We start from the raw sequence: 22,483 nt of genomic DNA on the forward strand, positions 1-22,483 counted from the left end.
CGCCCGCCACCCCGCCGGTACTGCTGGCTTCCGGCCTGGTGACGGGCGTGGGCGGCTTGCCCGCGCCGGCGGCGCGCTGCTGCTGGCCCTGGCCGCCGCAAGCGCCCAGGCCGGGGCGCAGAAGGAAGAGGACCTGGCGGACTCGGTACGCGGCGCGCTGGCGGCAGCCATTGCCGACGGCCGGCCGGTGCGGCCGGTCTTTGCCACGGGGGGCGAGCGGCTTGCCTACCTGAAGTGGCTGGGTGAGATGTCGCGCCGGCTGGAAGGCCGCATCCCCGAAGCGCAGCCGCGCATCGAACTGATCGAGACCGCCTACTACGAAGCCAAGCGCGCCGGCCTGGAGCCCGCGCTGGTGCTGGGCCTGATGCAGGTCGAGAGCAATTTCCGCAAGTACGCGATCAGCGGCGCGGGCGCGCGCGGCCTGATGCAGGTGATGCCCTTCTGGACCCACAGCATCGGCGACGGCGACGCGCGCAAGCTGTTCCACCTGCAAAGCAATCTGCGCTACGGCTGCAGCATTCTTCGCTATTACCTGGACCGCGAGCAGGGCGACCTGTTCCTTGCGCTGGGCCGCTACAACGGCAGCCGCGGCCGGCCCGAATATCCCAATGCGGTGCTGGCGGCCTGGAAGCGCTGGCAGTACTCCGAAGCGTCGGTCACCGTCGCCGGCGACCCCGTTGCCGGCGGCCAGCGCGTGCTGCCGCGCGAGGCGCCGGCACGCAACCCCTTCTCCGCGCAGCGCCTGGCCAATCCGTCATGAGCGCGCGGACCGCCAAGCCGGCCGGCGGTGCCGGCCACGCGATCTCGTCGCCGGAACTGGAGCGCTGGCTGGTGCGCCACGTTGCACTGGGCTTCGGTGCCGACGCGCTGGTGCAGTCGATGTGCCGCGCCGGCTACGAGGCCGGCTTCGCCCGGGCCACTGTGCTGGCCGCGCTCGCCGCGGCACAGGGGAGCGCGCCGCAAGTGCCGCCGCAGGCCAAGGCCGCCGCCGCGCAGGCGGCGACCGCTGCGCGGCCCGCGCACAATATGCTGCACCACACGGACCGCGACGTCCCCGTTCTGTTCTCGCTGCAGGCGCCGCGCATCACGCTCTACCAGCAGTTGCTCGACACAGGCGAGTGCGATGCCCTGGTGGCGCTCGCGCGCGGCCGGCTGGAGCGCTCGCCCGTGGTCAATCCCGATACCGGCGACGAAAACCTGATCGACGCGCGCACCAGCATGGGCGCGATGTTCCAGGTGGGAGAACATCCCCTGATCGCGCGCATCGAGGCCCGCATCGCCGCGCTGACCGGCGTGCCCGCCGAGCACGGTGAGGGCCTGCAGATCCTGAACTACAAGCCTGGCGGCGAGTACCAGCCGCATTTCGATTTCTTCAATCCGGCGCGGCCGGGCGAGGCACGCCAGCTGCGCGTGGGCGGCCAGCGCATCGCCACGTTGGTGATCTACCTGAACAGCCCGCCCGCGGGCGGCGCCACCGCCTTCCCGCGGCTGGGCCTGGAGGTGGCGCCGGTCAAGGGCAACGCCGTGTACTTCGCCTACCGCATGGCCGATGGCCGGCTCGACGAGCGCACCTTGCATGCCGGGCTGCCGGTGGCGTCGGGCGAGAAGTGGATCGCTACCAAGTGGCTGCGCGAGCGGCCGTACCGGAACGCGCCATGACTGCCAGCCGGGCCGCCGCCGCACGCATCTGGTTCGACCCCGCGCTTCCGTTCGCGGAGTACCGGCAGGCGAGCGACAGCGGCGCCGCCTACCTGCCGCACACCCATCCGACCCTTTCGGTGGGCGCGGTCGACAGCGGCGGCAGCGTATTCCAGTGGGCCGGCGGTACGGCGCGTCTCGCGCCCGGCGCTGTGGTGGTGGTGCCGGCGGACCGCGTGCATGCCTGCAATCCGCTGCCGGACGGCCGCTGGGGCTACCAGATGCTGCATCTCGACGCGCGCTGGGCGCGCGCCGTGCTGGCGGAGATCGCGGCCGACGGCGGCGTGGCCGAGCGGCTGGCCGAGGTCGGCGTCAGGCGCGATGCGGCAAGCTACCGGGCGCTCGGCACCTTGCGCGACCAACTGTTCGCGCCGGCCGATGCCGAGGCCAAGGAGGCGGCACTGGTCGGCCTGGTCGGCGACCTGTTCGCCGGCCATTGCGCGGGGGCGTGCCGCCAGGAGGCCGGCGCTGCCGCGCCATCCGGGGCAGGCACGGGCGGGCAAGGCCCGCGCCTTTCCGCTGCGCGGCTCGCGCACCTGAAGGCGCTGCTGCAGGCGCGCCACGCCGAGCGCCTGCCGCTTGCCGAGCTGGCACGGGAGGCCGGACTGAGCCGCTACCACCTGATCCGCGCCTTCCGCGCCGAGACCGGCATGACGCCGCACGCCTACCAGCTCGACCAGCGCATCAACCACGCGCGCCTGCTGCTGCGGGCGGGCGGAACGCTGGCCGACGTCGCGCAGTTGCTGGGCTTCGCGGACCAGAGCCATTTCCAGCGCGCCTTCAAGCAGCGTGTGGCGATGACGCCGCGGGCCTACCAGCTCGGCCCGGGCCGGACCGCGGCCTAGGCGGCCAGGGCGCCGCACGGGCATGCCATGCTTGGTGTCCATCTATCCATTCCGCAGGAGACGTCTATGAGTACCCGAGGCAAGGACTGCCAGATCGACAATATCGAGTTCAACGTCGGCGATATCGAGCGCAGCAAGCGCTTCTACGGAACCGTCTTCGGCTGGACGTTCACCGACTACGGGCCGGGCTATTGCGAGTTCAGCGACGGCCGCTTGAGCGGCGGCTTCACCACGGGCGAGGCGGTGCGCCCGGGCGGGCCGCTGGTCATCCTGTACGCCGATGACCTGGCGGCTGCGCAGCAGCGCATCGTGGCCGCAGGCGGGCGCATCAGCCGCGAGGTGTTCGCCTTCCCCGGCGGCCGCCGTTTCCACTTCACCGATCCGGACGGCTACGAACTCGCGGTCTGGACGGCGCCGTAGGCCGGCATCCGAGCAATTTCCTTCAATACGCCGCCGCGCCGCGGGCCGACACTGCCGTCTTCCGATGGAGGATGGATATGGATCTGTTGAACGCAACCGGCGGCCTGGCGCCGCAATTCGCCATGGTGGCCGGCGCTCACCTGCTGGCCCTTTTGAGTCCGGGCCCCGATTTCCTGCTGGTGGTGCGCAGTGCCCTGGTGCACGGCCCGCGCAAGGCCGGCGGCGTCTGCCTTGGCATTGCGCTGGGCAATGGCGTCTTCATCGTGCTGGCGCTGGCCGGCCTGGCCGCCAGCCGCGCCAGCCAGGGCTGGCTGGACGCGCTGCAGTGGGCCGGCTGCGCCTATCTTGCCTGGCTGGGCTGGCGCTTCCTGCGCGCGCGCGGCGGCTTCGCCATGCCCGGCGCCGGCACGCGTTCGCAGCCCCCAGCGGGCGGCGAGCGCGTGTCCTTCGCCGCGCAACTCGGCACCGGCATGCTGTCGGCGCTGCTCAATCCCAAGAACGCCTTGTTCTACGCCAGCCTGTTTGCCGTGCTGGCCGCGCACGGCACGCCGTTCGGCGTGCAGATCGGCTACGGGCTGTGGATGTTCTGTGCCGTGCTGGGTTGGGACCTGCTGGTGGCGCGCGGGGCGGGGCATCCCGCAGTCGCGGCGCGCTTCGCGCGCTCCACCGTCGCGGTCAGCCGCTGCACCGGCATCGCCTTGTGGGGCATTGCCGCCGCCGTGGCGGTCCGCTCGTGGCGGGCTTAGGCCACAGGGCGCAAGGCATATAGGCACATTTCAGGGCAACTGTACCGGTACTGTTCTGGTCTCCGTCGCTAGACTGGAAGCAAATTCCATTTGCCCCCTAGACGGAGTCTCCCCATGGCGCTGCTTCCGCTCGCTGCCGGCTCCGGCGTGTTCGCCGCCTTCTGCGGCTTCGCGCTGGTGTCCTCGGTCACCCCCGGTCCCAACAACACGATGTTGCTGGCCTCAGGCGTCAACTTCGGTTTCGCGCGCACGATACCGCATCTGCTCGGCGTCAGTATCGGCTTTGCCTTGATGGTGGCGCTGGTCGGACTTGGCCTGGGCTCGCTGTTCAGCGCGCTGCCGTGGACCTGGCAGGTGCTGCGCGTGGTGGCCACGGCCTATCTGGTCTGGCTGGCGTGGAAGCTGGCCACGGCCGGTGGCGTGCAGGAGCGCCAGGTGGCGCAGCCGATGGGCTTCCTGCGCGCCGCCGCCTTCCAGTGGGTGAACCCCAAGGCCTGGGTGATGGCGGTGAGCGCGTGCAGCACCTACGTGCTGCACGGCAATCTGTGGATCAACGTGCTGCTGCTGTCCGGCATCTTCGCCGTGATCAACTTGCCCAGCGTGGCGATGTGGGTAGCGTGCGGCTCCGCACTGCGGCGCTGGCTGGCGCGCCCGCGCGTGCTGCGGGTGTTCAACGTGGCGATGGCATTGCTGCTGCTCGCCTCGCTGTGGCCCATCCTCAGCGCAAGGCCCTGATCGAATCGAGGTTGCGCCAGTAGCCCTTGGCGTCCATGCCGCAGCCGAAGACATAGCGCTCCGGCACGCTGAAGCCGCAGAAGTCGGGGTGCATCGGCTTGGCCTTGGCCAGCGTCTTCTCGCACAGCACGGCCGCGTGGAATTCGCGCGCGCCCATGTCCATGATGCGCTCGCGGATGGCCGCCATGGTCTCGCCCTCGTCGAGGATGTCGTCGAGCACCAGCACCACGCGGTCCTTGACCGACTCGCGCGGCGCCACGCGCCATTGCATCTCGCCGCCCACGGTCTTGTTGTTATAGCGGGACAGGTGGATGTAGTCGAACTCCAGCGGGAAGGCCAGCTTGGGCAGCAGCATGCCGGTGAAGACCACGGCGCCGCCCATCACGGACAGCACCAGCGGGAAGGTGTCGCCGATCTTGGCGGTGATCTCGGCCGCCATGCGGTCGAGCGATTGCTGCACGGCTTGCGCGCTGACGATTTCCTCGGAATTGGCCCACAGTTCGCGGGCCTGCTCGGCGGTCAACATGGTGATTCTTCCTATCTCGTTCTCTTGCGGGGGCGTACTTTCAAGGGCGCGGGCGGGGCCGCGCAGGCGGGCCGACGAGTTCAGCGGTTGAACAGGCCCTTCATCCCGCCCTTCATGGCGCCCATCGAGCGCATCAGCTTCATCATGCCGCCGCCCTTGAGCTTCTTCATCATGCTTTGCATCTGGTCGAACTGGTTGAGCAGGCGGTTGACCTCCTGCACCGGCACGCCGGCGCCGGTGGCGATGCGGCGCTTGCGGCTGGCCTTGATCAGGTCGGGCTTGGCGCGCTCGGCCGGCGTCATGCTGTTGATGATGCCTTCCATGCGGCGCACCTGCTTCTCGGCCTGGTCCATGTTGGCACCCTGGGCCTGCTGCGCGAACTGGGCCGGCAGCTTGTCCACCAGGCTGCCCAGGCCGCCCATCTTCTTCATCTGGCCGATCTGGGCCTTGAAGTCTTCCAGGTCGAAATCGCCGGTTTTCTTGATCTTCTTGGCCAGCTTCTCGGCGGCTTCCATGTCCACGCCGCGCTGCGCTTCCTCGACCAGGGCCAGGATGTCGCCCATGCCCAGGATCCGCTGGGCCATGCGCTCGGGGTAGAAGGGCTCCAGGCCGTCGAGCTTCTCGCCGACGCCGACGAACTTGATTGGCCGGCCGGTGATGTGGCGCACCGACAGGGCCGCACCACCGCGGGCGTCACCGTCGAGCTTGGTCAGCACCACGCCCGTCAGCGGCAGCGTGTCATTGAAGGCCTTGGCCGTGTTGACCGCGTCCTGGCCCAGCATGGCGTCGACCACGAACAGGGTTTCGGCGGGTTTGAGCTCCGCGTGCAGCGCGGCGATCTCCTGCATCATCAACTCGTCGATGCCCAGGCGGCCGGCCGTATCGACGATCAGCACGTCGACATAGTGCTTGCGTGCCCAGTCCACCGCCGCGCGGGCGATGTCGACCGGCTTCTGGTCGGGCTGCGAGGGGAAGAACTCGGCGCCGACCTGCTCGGACACGGTCTTGAGCTGGGCGATGGCGGCGGGGCGGTAGACGTCGCAGGAGACCGTCATCACCTTCTTCTTCTTGTTTTCCTTGAGCCACTTGGCCAGCTTGCCGACCGTGGTGGTCTTGCCCGCGCCCTGCAGGCCGGCCATCAGGATGATGGCGGGAGGCTGCACCGCCAGGTTCAGCTCGGCGCCCTTGCCCTGCAGGCTTTCTTCGCCGCCGATCACCGCGGTCAGCTCGCGCTGCACCACGCCGACCAGGGCCTGGCCCGGCGTGAGGCTGGTGACCACCTCTTCGCCCACGGCCTTTTCCTTCACGCGTGCGACGAACTCGCGCACCACGGGCAGCGCCACGTCGGCCTCGAGCATGGCGAGGCGCACTTCGCGCAGCATTTCGGCGGTATTGGCCTCGGTCAGGCGAGCCTCGCCGCGCATGGTCTTGACGACCCGCGCCAGGCGTTGAGTGAGATTGTCCAGCATGGCAGAAATCGGGGGGGAGGGTAGGCGCTCGGGCGCGGCGTTACCGGTACGCCACCAGCATGGGGCGCTAGGGTAAACTGTGCAAATGGCCATTGTACTGTATGCCTTGACGGCACTTCTCTATTGCGGCCTGGCCTATCACGGCTGGGCGGCGCGGCATGCCAGGCTCGCGGCCCTGGCACAGGGCGGCGGCGGCTCGGCCTTGCTGCTGTCTGGCGCGGCCGGCTCGGAAGAGGCGCAGCCGGCCTGGTGGCACGTGCTGATGGTGGCCGTGCTGGCGAGCCACGGCCTGCTGCTGCACGAAACCATCTTTCCCGCCGACCGCATGATGTTTGGCTTCGCCTATGCGCTGTCGGCCATGCTGTGGCTGGGCGTGGGCATCTACTGGATCGAGAGCTTCTTCTTCTCGCTGGCCGGCCTCGGCCTGATCGTGATCCCGGTCGCGCTGGTGGCCAGCCTGTTGCCGCTGGCCTTTCCCGGCTCGCAGATCCTGGGCTACGCTGCCAAGCCGCTGTTCAAGATGCACTTCATCATCGCCAACGTGGCCTACGGATTGTTCACGCTGGCTGCCTTCCACGCATTCCTGATGCTGCTGGCCGAGCGCCGCCTGCACGGCTTCAACCGGCCGACCGGCGCCGCAGGCCAGGCCGAGCCGCGCTGGCTGGGCCGCTGGCTGGATCTGCTGCCGCCGCTGCTGACGCTCGAGAAGCTGCTGTTCCGGCTCATCGGTGCCGGCTTCGTGCTGTTGACGCTGACCATCGCCTCCGGCCTGCTGTTCTCCGAGCAATTGTTCGGCAGTGCCTTCCGGCTCGATCATAAGACGGTCTTCGCGCTGCTGTCCTGGGGCATGTTCTGCGGCATCCTGATCGGCCGGCGCTTCTACGGCTGGCGGGGGCGCGCCGCGCTGCGCTGGGTGATCGCCTCCTTCGGCACGCTGCTGCTGGCCTACGTCGGCAGCCGCTTCGTGATCGAAGTGATCCTGCATCGCGTCTGAGACCTGGCCATGGCACGCATCCTTCTCGTCCTTGCCGTGGTGCTGGGATTCTTCTGGTGGCTGCGCAGGCGCGCCGAGGAGCGCCTGCGGGCGGAGCGCCGGGCCGCGCGCCCGGACCCGGCCCCGCGCGGCGGCGAAGCGATGGTGCAGTGCGCGCAGTGCGGGGTGCATGTGCCCCTCAGTGAGGCGATCGCCTACCGCGGCCTGCACTATTGCCGGCGCAGCCATCTGCCGGACGACAGCGGTCCGGCCGCATGAAGGCGCGGCCCACCGCCGCGCCGCGCGCGGGCGTGCTGCACGCCCTGCTGCGGACGTGGCGCCAGCCGGAACCGCCGGAGTTCCATTGGCGGCTGCTGCGCTATTTCTGCTGGACCCGCCTGGCCGTTGCGCTGTTGCTGTTCGGCTACAGCTGGCTGCCCGCGCAGCGCGGTGATGTCCTTCCCGGCGGCCTGCCCGAGGTCTGGCCCGGCGCCACCCCGACGCATGCGGTGCTGTCCTATGTGGTGGTGGCATTAGCGATGGCGGCCGGCGCGCTGTGGCGCCGCCAATTCCATTTCCGCGTGCGGCTGCAAGTGCTGGCCGACCTGGTGCTGCTGGCCTGGCTGTTCCATGTGCTGGGGCGGCACGGCGACGGGCTGGCAATGATCTTCCTGCTGCCGGCACTGGAGGCCGGTGCGCTGACCAGCCTGCCCTTCGCGCTCTTCGCCGCCGCCATCTCGGCGCTGACCGTGCTCGGCGAGCCGATGATGCAGACCTTGGTGGCCCGCCAGGCCGCGCCGGCCCTGCTCGGCGCCGGGCTCTATGGCCTGGTGTTCATGATCGCGGCGCTGCTGATGTACCTGCTGGCCAACCGCCAGCTCGCCCAGGAGCAGCTCGCGCTGGCGCGCGAGCAGGAGCTGCGGCTGCAGCAGCTGGTCAACCGGCTGATGGTCAACGACATGCAGGACGGCGTGATGCTGCTACGCGCGAGCGGCGCCGTGGTGGCGGCCAATCCCGCCGCGATCGTGCTGCTCGGCGTGCAGCCGTCCGAGCGCGGCGGCGACCCCAGGGCGCGGGGCGGGCAGCACGACGCCGTTCTCTTCGACCTGCGCCGCATCCCGCGGCTGCAGCCGCTGGCGGAGATGCTGCGCGACTGGCTGCGCAGCAAGGACGACGCGCCGCGCCTCCTGCAACTGCTGCCGCTGCCGCTGCGCCCTTCTTCCAGTGGCGTGCCGATCCTGCATACGCGCTTGCGGCTGCGTTTCCTGTTGCCGGGCGTGGCCGGCCTGCGCTCGACCTTCGCCGCCTCGCTGCCGAATGCGTTCAGCACCACGTCCGGCATACGTACTGCCGCCTGGAACGAGATGACGCCGGAGGCGGCGGCGCGGCTGCGGCTGGCCATCGCGCAGAACGAAGCGATGGCCTGGAGCCCGGAGGACGAGGCGCTGCTGCGCAGCGAGATGCGCGATACCGTGCTGGTCCATATCGAAAGCTGGGAGCGCATTGCCGAGCAGGTCCAGCAGGAAAAGCTGGCGGCCATGGGCCGGCTGGTGGCCAGCGTGGCGCACCAGATCCGCAATCCGCTGGCCGCCATCAGCCAGGCCAGCGAGCTGTTGGCGGATTCGGGGCGGCGCGGCGCGCGCGCCGAGGGCGACGTGGATGCGCGTCTGCTGCGCATCATCAGCGACAACGTCAGGCGCTTGGACCAGGTGGTTTCAGACGTGCTGCAGATGTCGCGCCGGCCGCGCACCGAGCGCAGCGCGGTGGACCTGAACCAGGCGCTGCCGGAGATCGTCACGCGCTGGCGTACCGAGATGCGTTCGCGCGCGGCACCCACCGGCAGCGCCGGCGGGGAGCGCGAAGTCAATGCCAATGCCATCCGGCTGACCGTGGACGTGGCCAGGCCCGTCATCTTCGAACTGTCGCAGCTCCAGCAGGTGGTGGGCAATCTGCTCGACAACGCCTGGCGCTACTGCAGCCGCCTGCCCGGCGCGATCCGGCTGCTGGCGCACGCGCTGGACCAGCATCACGTCGAGCTGATCGTCTGGAACGATGGCGCCGAGGTCTCGCGCGAACATCAGCGCAGCCTATTCGAACCCTTCTTCACCAGCAATGCCCAGGGCACCGGCCTGGGGCTCTTCATGGCGCGCGAGCTGTGCGGCGCCAACGACGCCCAGGTGCGCTACGGCACCATCTCGCTGGAGGCCCTGCTGGCGCGCACGGGGATGCTGGCACCGGCCGCGCGCGATACACTGCCGAGCAAGGCCTTCGTGCTGACCTTGCGCATCGATGTACCCGAGGCGGCCGCCGCTGCCGGCTGAGGCCGGCGCCAGCCTTTCGAGCACACACTCAGCCGACCCCCGCGACGATACAGGCGCCAAGACGACCAGACCGACGACCGCACGCCGCCCATGCCACCCAGACATCCAGGCCCAGACCCCATCCTCGTCATCGACGACGAAGCCGACCTGCGCGAATTGCTAGACATCTCGATCCGCCGCATGGGCCACGACGTGGTGCTGGCCGGCTCGCTGGCCGAGGCGCGCGAGAAGCTGGCCCAGCGCCGCTACAGCCTGGTGCTGACCGACATGCGCTTGGGCGACGGCCTGGGCATCGACATCGTGCGGCAGTTGTCGAGCGCGCCCGAGCGCGTGCCGGTGGCCGTCCTGACCGCCTACGGCAGTGCGGACAACGCGGTCGAGGCGCTCAAGGCGGGCGCCTTCGACTACATTGCCAAGCCGATCTCGCTGGAGCAGCTGCGCAACCTGATCCTCAACGCGCTGGGACGGCAGCAGCGCGAAGGCGCGGAAGGTGCTGAGGGCGCGCAGGCGGCGGAGGGCGGCGAGGCGGCCGAGCGTGCCGCGGAACTGCTGCCGGGCCACTCGGTGGCGATGCAGGAGGTGCGCCGCGCGCTCGCTCGCCTGGCGCGCAGCATGGCGCCGATCGTCATCAGCGGCGAGTCGGGCAGCGGCAAGGAGCGCGCCGCGCGGGCCATCCACGCGATCAGCGGGCGCGCCGCCCATCCCTTCGTGGCGGTCAACTGCGGCGCCATTCCGGAAACGCTGATGGAGTCGGAGTTCTTCGGCTACGTGAAGGGCGCCTTCACGGGTGCCGACGCCGAGCGCGGCGGCTTCTTCCAGGCGGCCAATGGCGGCACGCTGATGCTCGACGAGGTCGCCGACCTGCCGCTGGCGATGCAGGTCAAGCTGCTGCGCGTGCTGCAGGAGCGGCGCGTGCGCAAGATCGGCGCCAGCCGCGAGGACACAGTCGACGTGCGTGTGGTCTGTGCCAGTCACAAGGACCTGGCCGCCATGGTGGCGGCCGGCCAGTTCCGCCAGGACCTGTTCTACCGGATCAATGTGCTCGAGCTGCGCATGCCCACGCTGCGCGAGCGTGCCGAGGATGTGCCGGTGCTGGCGCGCGCCATCCTCTCCTACCTGGCCAGCCGCTACGGCGACCCGCGCCCCAAGCGGCTGTCGGCGGCCGCGCTGGAGCGGCTGGCGGCCTATCCCTTTCCGGGCAATGTGCGTGAACTCGAGAACCTGCTCGAGCGCGCCTACGCCTTTGCGGAGGGCGGCGATATCGAGGTGGCCGATCTCGGCCCGCTGGAAGTCAGCATGGAGCGCTCCGGCCTGCTGGCCCCGCCCGCGGCGGCGCTGGCTTACTACGCGCCCTGGCCGGCCGGCGGCCCGAGGGCGGCCGCGCCGGCGGTCGCCGCCGCGTTTCTCCCCGCAGCCCTGTCGGCCGCGCCGGAGCCCGCGCCGGCCCCGGCGGCTGCGCCCGCGGCAATAGAGCCAGAGGCGATGATGGCCGGCACGGTCACGTTCCCGATCGACCTGCCCGCGCGGCTGGAGACGCTGGAGCGCGCGCTGATCCTGCAGGCCTTGCAGCAGACCGGCTTCAATCGCACCGCGGCGGCGCCGCTGCTCGGGCTGAGCTTCCGTCAGTTGCGCTATCGCCTGCAGCAGCTTGGCATCCGCGGTGATGGACGGGAGGACGGGCGCGAGGATGGGCGCGAGGACGGCGGCGAGCCGGCCGAAGGCGCCAGCATGCTGGCCGCGGGGAGGACCGATGCCTGAGCACCAGCCACGCCATCGCAAGCAGGATCCCGCCGGCGCGGAGCGCGCATCCGTGCTGCGCCCCGGCCCGGACGGCTGGGTCGCGGCCGCGCGCCGCGTGCCTTCGCCGAACTTCGATGCGCGCCCCCAAGGCATGCCCGTCGAACTGGTGGTGCTGCACAACATCAGCCTGCCGCCCGGCCAGTTCGGCACCGGCGACATCGAGGCCTTCTTCCAGAACCGGCTCGACGCCTCGCGCCATCCATTCTTCGCCACCATTCACGAGGTCCGCGTCTCGGCCCATTTCCTGGTGACGCGTGGCGGCGAGCTGGTCCAGTTCGTTTCATGCAATGAGCGCGCCTGGCATGCGGGGCAGTCGTCGTTCTTCGGCCGGCCGCGTTGCAACGATTTCTCGATCGGCATCGAGATCGAGGGCTGCGACGACCTGCCGTTCACGCCTGCGCAGTACGCCACGGTGGCGGCGCTGGCGCGTGGCCTGCTGGCGGCCTATCCCTCCGTGGGCGCGCTGGCCGGCCACAGCGATATCGCGCCTGGCCGCAAGACCGATCCGGGCCCGCACTTCGACTGGGACCGGTTCGCGGCGGCGGCGGGCCTGGCCCCGCGCATGCTCCCATACCGCAACGATGGGCCGTCCGGCAAGTGAAACCCCCTGCCGTCCGGGGCTATCGGCTGCCGGAAGGCAATCAAAAAAATTTCTCTACAATGTGCGCTTGCGCACGATGCGGCGCCAAGCCTTGCGCTGGCTGGAATTGCGGACTTGCGGCAGTGCGCAAGGGCCGCGCCGCCGGTCAAAAAACGGCTTGTCAAGACTGGTCAAGCCGCGCTATTTCACTATACTTAGTCCAGTTTTTGGCGCCGGCCACTATATCTAGTGGTCGGCGCGGCGCGCTGGCCTAGGTGTGATCTGTGGGCCGCAGCTGCACGCGATGTTCGAACCGCGGCGGCATGCGGCCTGGCGCACAGGGCAGCCCGTCCTCCGAGTCCCCAGCAGATGTAGCAAGCAACTTGCCGTACCGGCCCTGAGCCGGTGGTGGGATACCTTCAATGCGCATTTGCTGGGGACTCTGTCATTTTTATCCCCGGGAAACAGGAGTGCTTCATGCAGACGGCCCAGAACGAAATCACAGCCGGTGTGGCCAATGCCGCCGGCGCTGCAGCGCCCCAGCAGTCGACTGCCGCCGGCAACACCGGCTACCAGGATTACAAGATCATCCGCCGCAACGGCGCCGTGGTGGCGTTCGAGCCTAGCAAGATCGCGGTGGCCATGACCAAGGCCTTCCTCGCCGTCAACGGCGGGCAGGGTGCCGCTTCCGCGCGCGTGCGCGAGCTGGTCGAGCAACTGACGCAGAACGTGGTGCGCGCCCTGCTGCGCAGCCGTCCGAACGGCGGCACCTTCCATATCGAGGACGTGCAGGACCACGTCGAGCTGGCGCTGATGCGCTCGGGCGAGCAAGAGGTGGCCCGTGCCTATGTGCTGTACCGCGAGAAGCGCGCGCAGGAGCGTGCCCAGGCCAGCGCGCAGGCGGTGGCCCGCGTGCAGCAGGGCGGCGTGTCGGTCAATGTGACCGACGGCGGCCAGACCTACGCGCTCGACCTGGCGGCGCTGCATGCCCTGATCGACAACGCCTGCAGCGGCCTCGGCCAGAACGTCAGCGCCGAGCCGATCCTGAAGGAAACGCTGAAGAACCTGTACGACGGCGTGCCGATGACCCAGGTCTACGACTCGGCCATCCTGGCCGCGCGTACCCTGATCGAGAAGGACCCGGACTACAGCCAGGTCACGGCCCGTATCCTGCTGCACACCATCCGCAAGGAGATCCTCGGCGCCGAGGTGACCCAGACCGAGATGGCTGCGCGCTACGCCGAGTACTTCCCCAAGTTCATCGCACGCGGCATCGCGGCCGAGCTGCTCGACGAGAAGCTGGCCACCTTCGACCTGGCCCGCCTGGGCGCCGCGCTGGATGCCTCGCGCGACTTCCAGTTCAACTACCTCGGCCTGCAGACGCTGTACGACCGCTACTTCCTGCACATCGATGAGGTCCGCATCGAGATGCCGCAGGCCTTCTTCATGCGCGTGGCCATGGGCCTGGCGCTCAACGAGAAGGACCGCGAGGCGCGCGCCATCGAGTTCTACCAGCTGCTGTCCTCGTTCGACTTCATGTCGTCGACGCCGACGCTGTTCAACTCGGGCACCCAGCGCTCGCAGCTGTCCTCGTGCTACCTGACCACCGTGTCGGACGACCTGGAAGGCATCTACGAGGCGCTGAAGGAAAACGCGCTGCTGTCGAAGTTCGCCGGTGGCCTGGGCAACGACTGGACCAACGTCCGTGCGCTGGGCTCGCACATCAAGGGCACCAACGGCAAGTCGCAGGGCGTCGTGCCCTTCCTGAAGGTGGTCAACGACACCGCGGTGGCGGTCAACCAGGGCGGCAAGCGCAAGGGCGCGGTGTGCGCCTACCTGGAAACCTGGCACCTGGACATCGAGGAATTCCTCGAGCTGCGCAAGAACACCGGCGACGATCGCCGCCGCACGCACGACATGAACACGGCGAACTGGATTCCCGATCTGTTCATGAAGCGCGTGATGGAAAACGCCGAGTGGACGCTGTTCTCGCCGTCGACCTGCCCGGACCTGCACGACAAGGTCGGCAAGGCCTTCGAGCAGGCCTACCTGGGCTACGAGGCCAAGGCCGCCCGCGGCGAGCTGAAGCTGTTCAAGAAGATCCCGGCGGTGCAGCTGTGGCGCAAGATGCTGGGCATGCTGTTCGAGACCGGCCACCCCTGGATCACCTTCAAGGATCCGTGCAACATCCGCAGCCCGCAGCAGCACGTGGGCGTGGTGCACAGCTCCAACCTGTGCACCGAGATCACGCTGAACACCAATGAGAGCGAGATTGCGGTCTGCAACCTGGGCTCGGTCAACCTGGTGGCGCACCTGAAGCAGCAGGCCGACGGCAGCTATGTGCTCGACCACGCCAAGCTGCAGAAGACCATCCGCACCGCGATGCGCATGCTCGACAACGTGATCGACATCAACTACTACGCGGTGGAGAAGGCGCGCAATTCCAACCTGCGCCACCGTCCGGTCGGCATGGGCATCATGGGCTTCCAGGACTGCCTGCACGTGCTGCGCGTGCCGTACGCCAGTGACACCGCGGTGAAGTTCGCCGACACCTCGATGGAAGCGGTGTGCTACTACGCCTACCAGGCCTCGACCGAGCTGGCTGAGGAACGCGGCCGCTACAGCACCTACCAGGGCTCGCTGTGGGACCGCGGCATTCTGCCGCAGGACTCGCTCAAGCTGCTGGCCGAGGAGCGTGGCGGCTACCTGGACGTGGACCTGTCCTCGAGCATGGACTGGGACAGCCTGCGCGCCCGCATCAAGCAGCACGGCATGCGCAACTCGAACTGCATCGCGATCGCGCCGACGGCCACCATCTCCAACATCATCGGCGTGTCGGCCTGCATCGAGCCCACCTTCCAGAACCTGTACGTCAAGTCCAACCTGTCGGGCGAGTTCACCGTGGTCAACGACTACCTGGTGCGCGACCTGAAGGCACTCGGCCTGTGGGACGAGGTGATGGTCGCCGATCTGAAGTACTTCGACGGCTCGCTGGCCCGCATCGACCGCATCCCGCAAGACCTGCGCGACATCTACGCGACGGCCTTCGAGGTGGAGCCGACCTGGCTGGTGGAAGCGGCCAGCCGCCGCCAGAAGTGGATCGACCAGGCCCAGTCGCTGAACATCTATATGGCCGGCGCTTCGGGCAAGAAGCTGGACGACACCTACAAGCAGGCCTGGCTGCGCGGCCTGAAGACGACCTACTACCTGCGCACCATGGCGGCCACCCACGTGGAGAAGTCCACCGTGACGCGCGGCTCGCTGAACGCGGTGTCCTCGGGTAGCGACGGCGCCTCCGCGCTGGATGCAGCCGCGGCCGCGGCCCCGGCCATGCCGGAAGCCGAAGGCGCGGTCTGCACGATGCGCCCGGGCGACCCCGGCTTCGAGGAATGCGAGGCCTGCCAGTAAGGCAGGGCGCGCGGCGCTGCCGCTGACCTGCGCGGTCGCGGTGGTGTCGCCAGCCTGCACGGGCCGGTGCCGGGATGTCCCGGCACCGGCCCGTTTCATTTGGGCGGGCCGGTAAGCGCCACCGCCCTGGGCCCGCCTTCCGCCCGCCGCACGGCCTTTCCCGCTTGGCCTAGACTGAAGCAGTAGCCGCGCGGCTCAGGCTGATGCCGCGGTGCGCGGCGGCATGGGGGCATATCGTGGAAGGCTATCAAGTCACCCTGTACACGGTCGAAAGCCGGCGCCACCACGGCAAGCAGCTTTCCCACTGGCTGTTGCAGCTGATGCACGAGTTGAACCTGCAGGGCGCCACGCACCTGGTGGCGGCCGAGGGCATCGGCCATCACCACCGTTTCCATAGCTGGCATTTCGTCGAACTGACAGACCGGCCGGAGCAGATCACGCTGATCGCCACCGCCGCGGAAGTCGAGACGCTGTTCGCGCGGCTGGCGCAGGAAGACGTGGAAATCTTCTATACCCGCTCTCCCGTCGAGTTCGGCCTGGTGGGCGGCGCGGCGGCCAGCTTGTACTGAGCGCGGCGCGGGCTCAGGTCCGCGCGGCCAGTTCCGCGTCGAGCGCCTGCGCCCGCTGCACCGCGGGGCGGGCCTGGAAGCGCTCCAGGTAGGCGGCCACCGCCGGCGAGCGCGGCATCAGATTGAAGGCGCAGATCCAGCCGAGCGCGCTGCCCCACAGCACGTCTGCTGCGGTAAAGCGTTCGCCGAGCAGCCAGGGGCCCGGCCGCAACTGCTGTTCGACCGCGTCCACCACTGCCTCATAGCTTCCATAGGGCGACGTGCTGGCCGGTCCCGCCTCGCGCTGCATGGCGCGATCGACCATGGCCGGCTCGAAGCAGGAGCCATAGAACACCATCCAGCGCAGGTAAGCGCCGCGCAACGGATCGCCGGGGGCAGGCGACAGGCCGCGCTCGGGGTAGAGCTCGGCCAGGTACATGTAGACCGCGGCCTGTTCGGTGACGATGGTGTCGCCGTGGCGCAGGGCTGGCACCTTGCCCATCGGGTTGATGGCCAGGTAGGCCGGCTCGCGCTGCTGTAAGGCCTTCAGGTCCAGCACGTGCAGGTCGTGCTCGGCCTGCAGTTCCTCAACCAGGATGCGCGCACCGGCGGAGCGGCTGTTGGGGGAGTGGAAGAGCGTAATATGGCGGTCTGTAGACATCGTGGGCTCCGCAAGGTGATGGAACTCTCTCGAACTGTCTTTATAGTCCGCGCCGCCTTACCGGTCTTGGAAAAACGCGCATGAGCGCACCGTTGCAGGCAGTGTCCGAACGGCCCAAGGGCGTGGTCGCGCCGGCGCTCGCCAGCCAGGTGTTCCGCCTCGCGCGCTACCAGCCGCCGCCGGAGCTGGCGCCGTTTCTCGATCATTTCTGGCTGGTGGCCTGGGATCTGCGCGGCAAGCCGGCGTACACGCAGCGCACCCTGCCATACCCCTGCGTCAACCTGGTATTCGATGCGGGGCGCACGGCCGTGTTCGGCGTGGTGCGCGGCGTCTTCGACTACACCCTCTCCGGCAAGGGCTGCGCGCTGGGCCTGCGTTTCCGCCCCGGCGCCTTCCGCGCCTTGCTGGGTTGGCCTGTCCATACCATCACGGACCGCGTGCTGCCGCTGCCTGAGGTGTTCGCCGACCTGCGCGAGGATGCCGTTGGCGGTATCGAGCGCAGTGTGCTCGAGGCCGGCGACGATGCCGCCATGATTGCCGCGGCAGCGGAATTCCTGCTCCCCCGATTGCCCGCGCCCGATCCGCGCGTGGAGGCTCTGCAGGCCATCATGGCGCTGGCCAATGAGGACCCACTGCTGACCCGGGTGGAATGGCTTGCCGAGCGGGCCGGCATGGGGGTGCGCGCCCTGCAGCAGCTCTTTTCCGACTATGTGGGCGTAAGCCCGAAATGGGTGATCCGGCGCTATCGCCTGCATGAAGCCGCCGACCGGCTGGCGGGCGGCGAAGCCGTCGACCTGGCCCGACTGGCGCACAGTCTCGGCTACTACGACCAGGCGCATCTCACACGCGATTTCCAGCGCCTGGTGGGCCAGCCGCCGCACGCCTACCGCCGCCAGCAGGCGGGCGCCTGAGCGGCGCAACGGCCGGCACGGGCACAAAAAAAGCGACGCTGACAGCGTCGCCTTCTTCGTGCTTCGTGCTTCGGGGCCGGCACGGCGCCGGACCCGTGCCGATCAATCCCAGGACAGCGCGCCGCCGGTCTGGTACTCGATCACGCGCGTTTCGAAGAAGTTGCGTTCCTTCTTCAAGTCGATCATCTCGCTCATCCACGGGAAGGGGTTTTCCTCGTTGGGGAAGAGGGTGTCGAGGCCGATCTGCTGGCAGCGGCGGTTGCAGATGAAGCGCAGGTAGCTCTTGAACATCGGCGCGTTCAGGCCCAGCACGCCGCGCGGCATGGTGTCCTCGGCATAGCGGTATTCGAGGTCCACGGCCTTCTTGAACAGCTCGGTGATCTCGGCCTTGAACTCGGCGGTCCACAGGTGCGGGTTCTCGAGCTTGATCTGGTTGATCAGGTCGATGCCGAAATTGCAGTGCAGCGATTCGTCGCGCAGGATGTACTGGTACTGCTCGGCGGCACCGGTCATCTTGTTCTGGCGGCCCATGGCCAGGATCTGGGTGAAGCCCACGTAGAAGAACAGGCCTTCCATGATGCAGGCGAACACGATCAGCGACTTGAGCAGCTTCTGATCGTTCTCGGGCGTGCCGGTCTTGAAGGACGGATCGGTCAGCGTGTCGATGAAGGGGATCAGGAACTCGTCCTTGTCGCGGATCGACTGCACTTCGTGATAGGCGTTGAAGACCTCGCCCTCATCCAGGCCCAGCGACTCTACGATGTACTGGTAGGCGTGGGTGTGGATCGCCTCTTCGAAGGCCTGGCGCAGCAGGTACTGGCGGCATTCCGGCGCGGTGATCTGGCGGTAGGTGCCCAGCACGATGTTGTTGGCGGCCAGCGAGTCGGCGGTGACGAAGAAGCCCAGGTTGCGCTTGATGATGCGGCGCTCGTCCTCGGTCAGGCCGTTCGGGTCCTTCCACAGCGCGATGTCGCGCGACATGTTGATTTCCTGCGGCATCCAGTGGTTGGCGCAGCCGGCCAGGTACTTCTCCCAGGCCCACTTGTACTTGAAGGGCACCAGCTGGTTGACGTCGGTGGAGCCGTTGATGACGCGCTTGTCGGCGGCATTGACGCGGCGATTGCTCTGCACGGCAGCGGCGTTCGGGTTGTTGCCCAGGATGCCTTCCGGCTGCTCGGCGCTCGACGCCACCGGTTGCAGCGCGGGTTGCGGGGCAGGCTGCGGCGCAGTCTGCGCAGTGGCTTGAACGTCGTCGTCCCAGCTCAGCATGGTGATCTTCTCCGTGGATGCTTTCGATTGCGGGCGGCGCCGCGTGGTCGCGCGGCCGTCGCTACGGCTATGGATGGCTCGAGGCCAGGAGTGCGATTGCTGCGGCGATGCTAGCCGCAGCAACCTTTGTCTGCGTCACTTCTCCGGGGGGCGCGGATGCCTCGCGGGCGGGACCATTGCATGGCTTTTCGCATTGCTGCTCCCTCGTGAACCGAATGCAGGGAATTCTAGCACTGCGCTTGGCGCGGGGAAAGGAAAAGCCACTATGTATAGTTGCGAAGAATCTCTTGACTACTATCCATAGTGCTGTCCTGCAGCAACCGCGCGGTCTCGCGCCGGGCCGGGCGGCGGCCCGCCCGGCCGCGCCGGACAAGGCTTTTCGCGGGTGGGGCTCAGGCCTGGCGTTCGCCGCCCAGCGCGAGCACCAGGTCGCCCAGCATGCCCGAGAGCTCGCCTGCCATCAGGGCGAAATCCGCGTCGAAGCGCTCGTCCTCGTCCTGCGCGCTGCTGTCGGCCTGTTCCTTGATCACATCCAGCGGCGCCACGCGCTTGACCGCCAGCGATTCGGTCAGCACGAAGGAGACCCGGTCGTTCCAGGTCATCGCCAGCCGCGTGCAGCGCTTGCCGGCGGCGATATGGCGGCGCAGGTCCTCGGGGTCGAGGGGATGGCGCACATAGCGCACGGTGGCCTTGCTCTCGCTGCTCGACTGCAGCTCGATCTCCTGGTCGACGGTGAAGCCGGCCGGGGCGGTATCGGAGGCCAGCCATTCGGTCATGGCCGCCACCGGCGACTGGTTGACCTGCAGGTTCTGCAAGGGGAGACCGTCGATGGCCTTGAACAGCAGGCCGCGCACCTCGTCGGCCTTGGCCGGCGCGGCGGCGTCGATGGCCAGCCAGCCATTGACGGGGTCGATCCACACATGGGTGTCGCGCCGGATGCTGAACGCGCGCGGCAGCAGTTCCTCGGTGACCTGCTCCTTGAGCTCCTTCAGCTGCTTGCGGCCCGGCTTGAAGCCTTGCTGTTCCTCGATCTCGGCGGCACGCGCCTTGGTGACCTGGTTGATGACGGTGGCAGGCAGCAGCTTCTTCTCGGCCCGCATGGTCAGCAGCATCTGCTTGCCCACCTGGTGCACGAGCGCGCCGTTTTCGCGCGGGGAGGCCCAGCCCTGCGTCTGCATTTCCAGGCTGGTGCCGGGATAGAAAGCATGCTTCGACAGGCAGGCTTCGACTTCATCCGCACCGAGGGACCAAGGTGCGCTCAGGCGGTGCAACTGCAGATTCTTGAACCACATAGGGAATTCGGCCAAAGGGACGCATTCTATCCGCTCGCGCGGCGCGTGCGGCAATGTGCTTGCCGCGTCGCGTCGCGCGGCCATGCGCTACAGCTCCAGCTTGGTGATCTTGCTGCCTTGGAGGTTCAGCCCGGCCATCAGGCCAGCATTGGTGACGACGAAGCCCACCACCGGCTGCTGGGCGGTATTGGTGTCGAGCATGCCGTTGGCGCCGACCGTTGCCAGTGCCACCGTGGCATCGACACCGGCGGTCCAGCCCTGGCTGCTGGTGAACTTGTCGAGCGCGTCCTGCGTCATGAACATCAGGATGATGGCCTTGGACTGCGCGCCGATCTGCCAGCCCACGGAGCCGGCCACGATGCTGTAGTAGCCGTGCGTGCTGCCACCCACGCGCAGCGCACCGTCGCCATACTGGCCGCCCAGGATGAAGCCCGCCGACAGGGCGTTGGGGAAGACAAGGATGCCGCGCGAGCGCGCGGCCAGTTCCCGCGAGCCGCCCACGGAACCATACAGCTTATCGAGCGCGCCATCGACGCCGGCATTGATCTCGCGGCGCTTGGCCGCCTTGTCGGTGGACGCGCTGGGCGAGGTGGTGGTACACGCGCCCAGCAGCATGCCGGACCCTGCCACCGCCAGCCCGGCGCCGACTGCCAGAAACGATCTCCGTTGCATTGATCTTCTCCTGTTGTTGGTAGTCAGAGCACTTGCGCCGCTGCCTGCGCGGCGGCGCGCTTCCCGCAACTTCTGGTGCCTGGCCCCGGTATCCGGCCTTGGTACGCGGCCTCAGTATCCGACATTTCCCGCAGCCGTAAGACTCCGCGACGGCATGGCTTGATCCAGGGCAGATCCCGATGCCCGCCCGATACCCGATCAATGCCCAATCGCTATCCGCCTCTCGCGGCATCCTCCGGCATGCTGCGAAGCGTGCCGTTGGCCCGCCGCAGGTCTGTCGCCATGCATGCTGCCGAGTGTGTCCTGCACGCGTGGTCGCGCCGGGGATCTGCACCCGTGGATAGGGTAAGACGGCTGCCGGTGCAGGAGTGTAAGAAAATTCTTCAGCGAGGAACCGCGCTGCGGTGCGTCGGTCGATTGAGCATGAAACCCGCTCTCGTCCTGATTCCCGTCACCTTGCTGGCGGCCGCCTGTGCCTCGCAGCAGCCCACGGATCCCCAGGCCTCGCAAGAGGCCAATGCCAACTGGCAGGCGCTGCGCGGCGCCTACACCGATTGCGCGCGCAGCCAGGCGGACGCGGCCCTGCCGCGCGGCGGTACGCCCCAGGCGCTGGCCGACGGCGCGCTGCGTGCCTGCCGGCCGCAACTGGACGCGGTCCGCGTCGCCTTCCACGATTATCTCGATGCGGAGATGGTGTCCGCGCACGGCCGCAACTCGGCGCGGCAGGCCGCCAACCAGGTCAGCCGTGACACCGAGGCCAAGACCCGCGCCTATCTGGTGCGCTATATCGAGAGCGAGCAGGCGCGGGCCTCGGCTCGCTGATCGGTGGCCTGCCGCGCCAGCGACAGGCCACCGATGATCCAGGCTTCGCGCCCGACGGCGTCCTCTGCCTCAGGTCTCGCTCCACTGCCGCAGCAGGTTGTGGTAGCAGCCGACCAGGGTGCGACGGGCGACGGCGTCCGCATCGCTGGCATTGAGCCGCTGGATGGCGTTGTCGAGATCGAACAACAGGCTGCGCTGCATGTCGTCGCGCACCAGGCTCTGGATCCAGAAGAAGCTGGCCATGCGCACCCCGCGCGTGACCGGCGTGACCTGATGCAGGCTGGTGGCCGGATAGACCACCAGGTCGCCGGCCTCCAGCTTGACGCTGTGCATGCCGTAGGTATCTTCCACCTGCAGCTCGCCGCCGTCGTAGCTGTCGGCGTCGGAGAGGAACAGCGTGGCGGAGACGTCGGTGCGCAGCTTGCGGCCGTCGTGCGGATGGATGCGCACACCGCCGTCCACGTGCGGCCCGAAGGTCATGCCCTCGCCGTAGCGGTTGAACATCGGCGGATAGACGATATTGGGCAGCGTGGCGCTGATGAACAGCGGATGCCGCTCCAGCACGCCGAGGATCAGGCGCTGGCAGGCCAGCGCCACCTCGGAACGTTCGTCGATCTGCTGGTTGAACTTGACCGGCGCACCCGAGTAGCCGGCCGAGGCGCGGCCGTCGACCCAGGCCTCGCCGGCCTGCTCCAGCCGTGTGCGCAGGGCGGCCAGCTGTTCTGCGTCGAGCACCTTGGGAATGCGGATCAACATGCGGTTTCTCGCGTCGAGGGTGGGCGGGCCG

22 protein-coding genes are annotated in these 22,483 nt (G+C 68.6%); 15 read left to right on the forward strand and 7 right to left on the reverse strand.

The window, feature by feature from the left end; translation table 11 throughout:
• Positions 1–76 precede the first annotated feature (76 nt).
• From AC1Z3O_RS01345 to AC1Z3O_RS01370, 6 genes are all read left to right on the forward strand, one after another.
• A complete protein-coding gene (locus AC1Z3O_RS01345; RefSeq protein ID WP_483517489.1) occupies positions 77–760 on the forward strand; it encodes a lytic transglycosylase domain-containing protein in 684 nt (227 codons plus the stop codon).
• On the forward strand, positions 757–1,659 hold the full coding sequence (locus AC1Z3O_RS01350; protein WP_483512903.1) for a 2OG-Fe(II) oxygenase: 903 nt from the start codon (positions 757–759) through the stop codon (positions 1,657–1,659). Before AC1Z3O_RS01345 ends, AC1Z3O_RS01350 begins: the two co-directional genes overlap by 4 nt.
• A complete protein-coding gene (locus tag AC1Z3O_RS01355) occupies positions 1,656–2,543 on the forward strand; it encodes a helix-turn-helix domain-containing protein (protein ID WP_483512904.1) in 888 nt (295 codons plus the stop codon). Before AC1Z3O_RS01350 ends, AC1Z3O_RS01355 begins: the two co-directional genes overlap by 4 nt.
• A 66-nt stretch (positions 2,544–2,609) precedes the next feature.
• Entirely contained in the window at positions 2,610–2,963 is a 354-nt protein-coding gene (locus tag AC1Z3O_RS01360; RefSeq protein WP_483512905.1) for a VOC family protein, read from the forward strand.
• A 71-nt stretch (positions 2,964–3,034) separates the two neighbouring features.
• Entirely contained in the window at positions 3,035–3,709 is a 675-nt protein-coding gene (locus AC1Z3O_RS01365; protein ID WP_483512907.1) for a LysE family translocator, read from the forward strand.
• 114 nt (positions 3,710–3,823) lie between these two features.
• Entirely contained in the window at positions 3,824–4,444 is a 621-nt protein-coding gene (locus tag AC1Z3O_RS01370) for a LysE family translocator (protein ID WP_483512908.1), read from the forward strand.
• Here the strand turns inward: AC1Z3O_RS01370 and AC1Z3O_RS01375 are convergent.
• Positions 4,428–4,970: a hypoxanthine-guanine phosphoribosyltransferase gene (locus tag AC1Z3O_RS01375; RefSeq protein ID WP_483512910.1), complete on the reverse strand. Its 543-nt coding sequence runs from the start codon at positions 4,968–4,970 to the stop codon at positions 4,428–4,430. The two genes, AC1Z3O_RS01370 and AC1Z3O_RS01375, sit on opposite strands and share 17 nt — an antisense overlap.
• An 80-nt stretch (positions 4,971–5,050) precedes the next feature.
• Positions 5,051–6,439: a signal recognition particle protein gene (gene ffh, locus AC1Z3O_RS01380; protein ID WP_483512911.1), complete on the reverse strand. Its 1,389-nt coding sequence runs from the start codon at positions 6,437–6,439 to the stop codon at positions 5,051–5,053.
• 85 nt (positions 6,440–6,524) lie between these two features.
• On the opposite strand from ffh, the gene AC1Z3O_RS01385 reads away from it, so the two are divergent.
• From AC1Z3O_RS01385 to AC1Z3O_RS01415, 7 genes are all read left to right on the forward strand, one after another.
• Positions 6,525–7,433: a cytochrome C assembly family protein gene (locus tag AC1Z3O_RS01385; RefSeq protein WP_483512913.1), complete on the forward strand. Its 909-nt coding sequence runs from the start codon at positions 6,525–6,527 to the stop codon at positions 7,431–7,433.
• Between the two features lie 9 nt (positions 7,434–7,442).
• Positions 7,443–7,691, forward strand: a complete 249-nt coding sequence (locus AC1Z3O_RS01390; RefSeq protein ID WP_483512914.1) for a PP0621 family protein — start codon at positions 7,443–7,445, stop codon at positions 7,689–7,691.
• Positions 7,688–9,733: a histidine kinase dimerization/phospho-acceptor domain-containing protein gene (locus AC1Z3O_RS01395; RefSeq protein ID WP_483512916.1), complete on the forward strand. Its 2,046-nt coding sequence runs from the start codon at positions 7,688–7,690 to the stop codon at positions 9,731–9,733. The genes AC1Z3O_RS01390 and AC1Z3O_RS01395 overlap by 4 nt, the downstream gene beginning before the upstream one ends.
• Positions 9,734–9,823: 90 nt before the next feature.
• Complete coding sequence (locus AC1Z3O_RS01400; protein WP_483512918.1) at positions 9,824–11,491, forward strand: sigma-54-dependent transcriptional regulator; 1,668 nt, start codon at positions 9,824–9,826, stop codon at positions 11,489–11,491.
• Complete coding sequence (ampD, locus tag AC1Z3O_RS01405) at positions 11,484–12,134, forward strand: 1,6-anhydro-N-acetylmuramyl-L-alanine amidase AmpD (RefSeq protein ID WP_483512920.1); 651 nt, start codon at positions 11,484–11,486, stop codon at positions 12,132–12,134. Before AC1Z3O_RS01400 ends, ampD begins: the two co-directional genes overlap by 8 nt.
• Before the next feature lie 456 nt (positions 12,135–12,590).
• Positions 12,591–15,521, forward strand: a complete 2,931-nt coding sequence (locus tag AC1Z3O_RS01410) for a ribonucleoside-diphosphate reductase subunit alpha (RefSeq protein ID WP_483512922.1) — start codon at positions 12,591–12,593, stop codon at positions 15,519–15,521.
• 236 nt (positions 15,522–15,757) lie between these two features.
• Complete coding sequence (locus tag AC1Z3O_RS01415; protein ID WP_483512924.1) at positions 15,758–16,090, forward strand: DUF190 domain-containing protein; 333 nt, start codon at positions 15,758–15,760, stop codon at positions 16,088–16,090.
• 13 nt (positions 16,091–16,103) lie between these two features.
• Here AC1Z3O_RS01415 and AC1Z3O_RS01420 read toward each other — a convergent pair whose 3' ends face one another.
• Positions 16,104–16,730 carry a glutathione S-transferase family protein gene (locus AC1Z3O_RS01420; RefSeq protein ID WP_483512926.1) on the reverse strand — a complete coding sequence of 209 codons (627 nt, stop codon included), beginning with the start codon at positions 16,728–16,730 and terminating at the stop codon, positions 16,104–16,106.
• A gap of 80 nt (positions 16,731–16,810) precedes the next feature.
• Here AC1Z3O_RS01420 and AC1Z3O_RS01425 point away from each other — a divergent pair, with 80 nt between their 5' ends.
• The gene (locus AC1Z3O_RS01425) at positions 16,811–17,641 is read left to right on the forward strand and encodes an AraC family transcriptional regulator (protein WP_483512928.1); all 831 of its coding nucleotides are present in this window, start codon (positions 16,811–16,813) and stop codon (positions 17,639–17,641) included.
• Positions 17,642–17,743: 102 nt separating this feature from the next.
• On the opposite strand, the gene AC1Z3O_RS01430 is transcribed toward AC1Z3O_RS01425, so the two are convergent.
• From AC1Z3O_RS01430 to AC1Z3O_RS01440, 3 genes are all read right to left on the reverse strand, one after another.
• A complete protein-coding gene (locus AC1Z3O_RS01430) occupies positions 17,744–18,910 on the reverse strand; it encodes a ribonucleotide-diphosphate reductase subunit beta (RefSeq protein WP_483512930.1) in 1,167 nt (388 codons plus the stop codon).
• 392 nt (positions 18,911–19,302) lie between these two features.
• Complete coding sequence (locus tag AC1Z3O_RS01435) at positions 19,303–20,202, reverse strand: recombination-associated protein RdgC (protein ID WP_483512932.1); 900 nt, start codon at positions 20,200–20,202, stop codon at positions 19,303–19,305.
• A gap of 87 nt (positions 20,203–20,289) precedes the next feature.
• The gene (locus tag AC1Z3O_RS01440) at positions 20,290–20,874 is read right to left on the reverse strand and encodes a BPSL1445 family SYLF domain-containing lipoprotein (protein WP_483512934.1); all 585 of its coding nucleotides are present in this window, start codon (positions 20,872–20,874) and stop codon (positions 20,290–20,292) included.
• 423 nt (positions 20,875–21,297) lie between these two features.
• Here AC1Z3O_RS01440 and AC1Z3O_RS01445 point away from each other — a divergent pair, with 423 nt between their 5' ends.
• A complete protein-coding gene (locus AC1Z3O_RS01445) occupies positions 21,298–21,696 on the forward strand; it encodes a hypothetical protein (RefSeq protein WP_483512936.1) in 399 nt (132 codons plus the stop codon).
• A gap of 69 nt (positions 21,697–21,765) precedes the next feature.
• Here the strand turns inward: AC1Z3O_RS01445 and AC1Z3O_RS01450 are convergent, their stop codons facing one another.
• The gene (locus tag AC1Z3O_RS01450; protein ID WP_483512938.1) at positions 21,766–22,452 is read right to left on the reverse strand and encodes a Fe2+-dependent dioxygenase; all 687 of its coding nucleotides are present in this window, start codon (positions 22,450–22,452) and stop codon (positions 21,766–21,768) included.
• Positions 22,453–22,483: the final 31 nt, after the last annotated feature.

The sequence above is a fragment of the Cupriavidus sp. 09_S30 genome, from assembly GCF_056930435.1.

Coding starts and splice junctions, on each gene's coding strand:
- AC1Z3O_RS01350 (WP_483512903.1), top strand. CDS start 757: ATGAGCGCGCGGACCGCCAAGCCGGCCGGCGGTGCCGGCCACGCGATC.
- AC1Z3O_RS01355 (WP_483512904.1), top strand. CDS start 1,656: ATGACTGCCAGCCGGGCCGCCGCCGCACGCATCTGGTTCGACCCCGCG.
- AC1Z3O_RS01360 (WP_483512905.1), top strand. CDS start 2,610: ATGAGTACCCGAGGCAAGGACTGCCAGATCGACAATATCGAGTTCAAC.
- AC1Z3O_RS01365 (WP_483512907.1), top strand. CDS start 3,035: ATGGATATGGATCTGTTGAACGCAACCGGCGGCCTGGCGCCGCAATTC.
- AC1Z3O_RS01370 (WP_483512908.1), top strand. CDS start 3,824: ATGGCGCTGCTTCCGCTCGCTGCCGGCTCCGGCGTGTTCGCCGCCTTC.
- AC1Z3O_RS01375 (WP_483512910.1), bottom strand. CDS start 4,970: ATGTTGACCGCCGAGCAGGCCCGCGAACTGTGGGCCAATTCCGAGGAA.
- ffh (WP_483512911.1), bottom strand. CDS start 6,439: ATGCTGGACAATCTCACTCAACGCCTGGCGCGGGTCGTCAAGACCATG.
- AC1Z3O_RS01385 (WP_483512913.1), top strand. CDS start 6,525: ATGGCCATTGTACTGTATGCCTTGACGGCACTTCTCTATTGCGGCCTG.
- AC1Z3O_RS01390 (WP_483512914.1), top strand. CDS start 7,443: ATGGCACGCATCCTTCTCGTCCTTGCCGTGGTGCTGGGATTCTTCTGG.
- AC1Z3O_RS01395 (WP_483512916.1), top strand. CDS start 7,688: ATGAAGGCGCGGCCCACCGCCGCGCCGCGCGCGGGCGTGCTGCACGCC.
- AC1Z3O_RS01400 (WP_483512918.1), top strand. CDS start 9,824: ATGCCACCCAGACATCCAGGCCCAGACCCCATCCTCGTCATCGACGAC.
- ampD (WP_483512920.1), top strand. CDS start 11,484: ATGCCTGAGCACCAGCCACGCCATCGCAAGCAGGATCCCGCCGGCGCG.
- AC1Z3O_RS01410 (WP_483512922.1), top strand. CDS start 12,591: ATGCAGACGGCCCAGAACGAAATCACAGCCGGTGTGGCCAATGCCGCC.
- AC1Z3O_RS01420 (WP_483512926.1), bottom strand. CDS start 16,730: ATGTCTACAGACCGCCATATTACGCTCTTCCACTCCCCCAACAGCCGC.
- AC1Z3O_RS01425 (WP_483512928.1), top strand. CDS start 16,811: ATGAGCGCACCGTTGCAGGCAGTGTCCGAACGGCCCAAGGGCGTGGTC.
- AC1Z3O_RS01430 (WP_483512930.1), bottom strand. CDS start 18,910: ATGCTGAGCTGGGACGACGACGTTCAAGCCACTGCGCAGACTGCGCCG.
- AC1Z3O_RS01435 (WP_483512932.1), bottom strand. CDS start 20,202: ATGTGGTTCAAGAATCTGCAGTTGCACCGCCTGAGCGCACCTTGGTCC.
- AC1Z3O_RS01440 (WP_483512934.1), bottom strand. CDS start 20,874: ATGCAACGGAGATCGTTTCTGGCAGTCGGCGCCGGGCTGGCGGTGGCA.
- AC1Z3O_RS01445 (WP_483512936.1), top strand. CDS start 21,298: ATGAAACCCGCTCTCGTCCTGATTCCCGTCACCTTGCTGGCGGCCGCC.
- AC1Z3O_RS01450 (WP_483512938.1), bottom strand. CDS start 22,452: ATGTTGATCCGCATTCCCAAGGTGCTCGACGCAGAACAGCTGGCCGCC.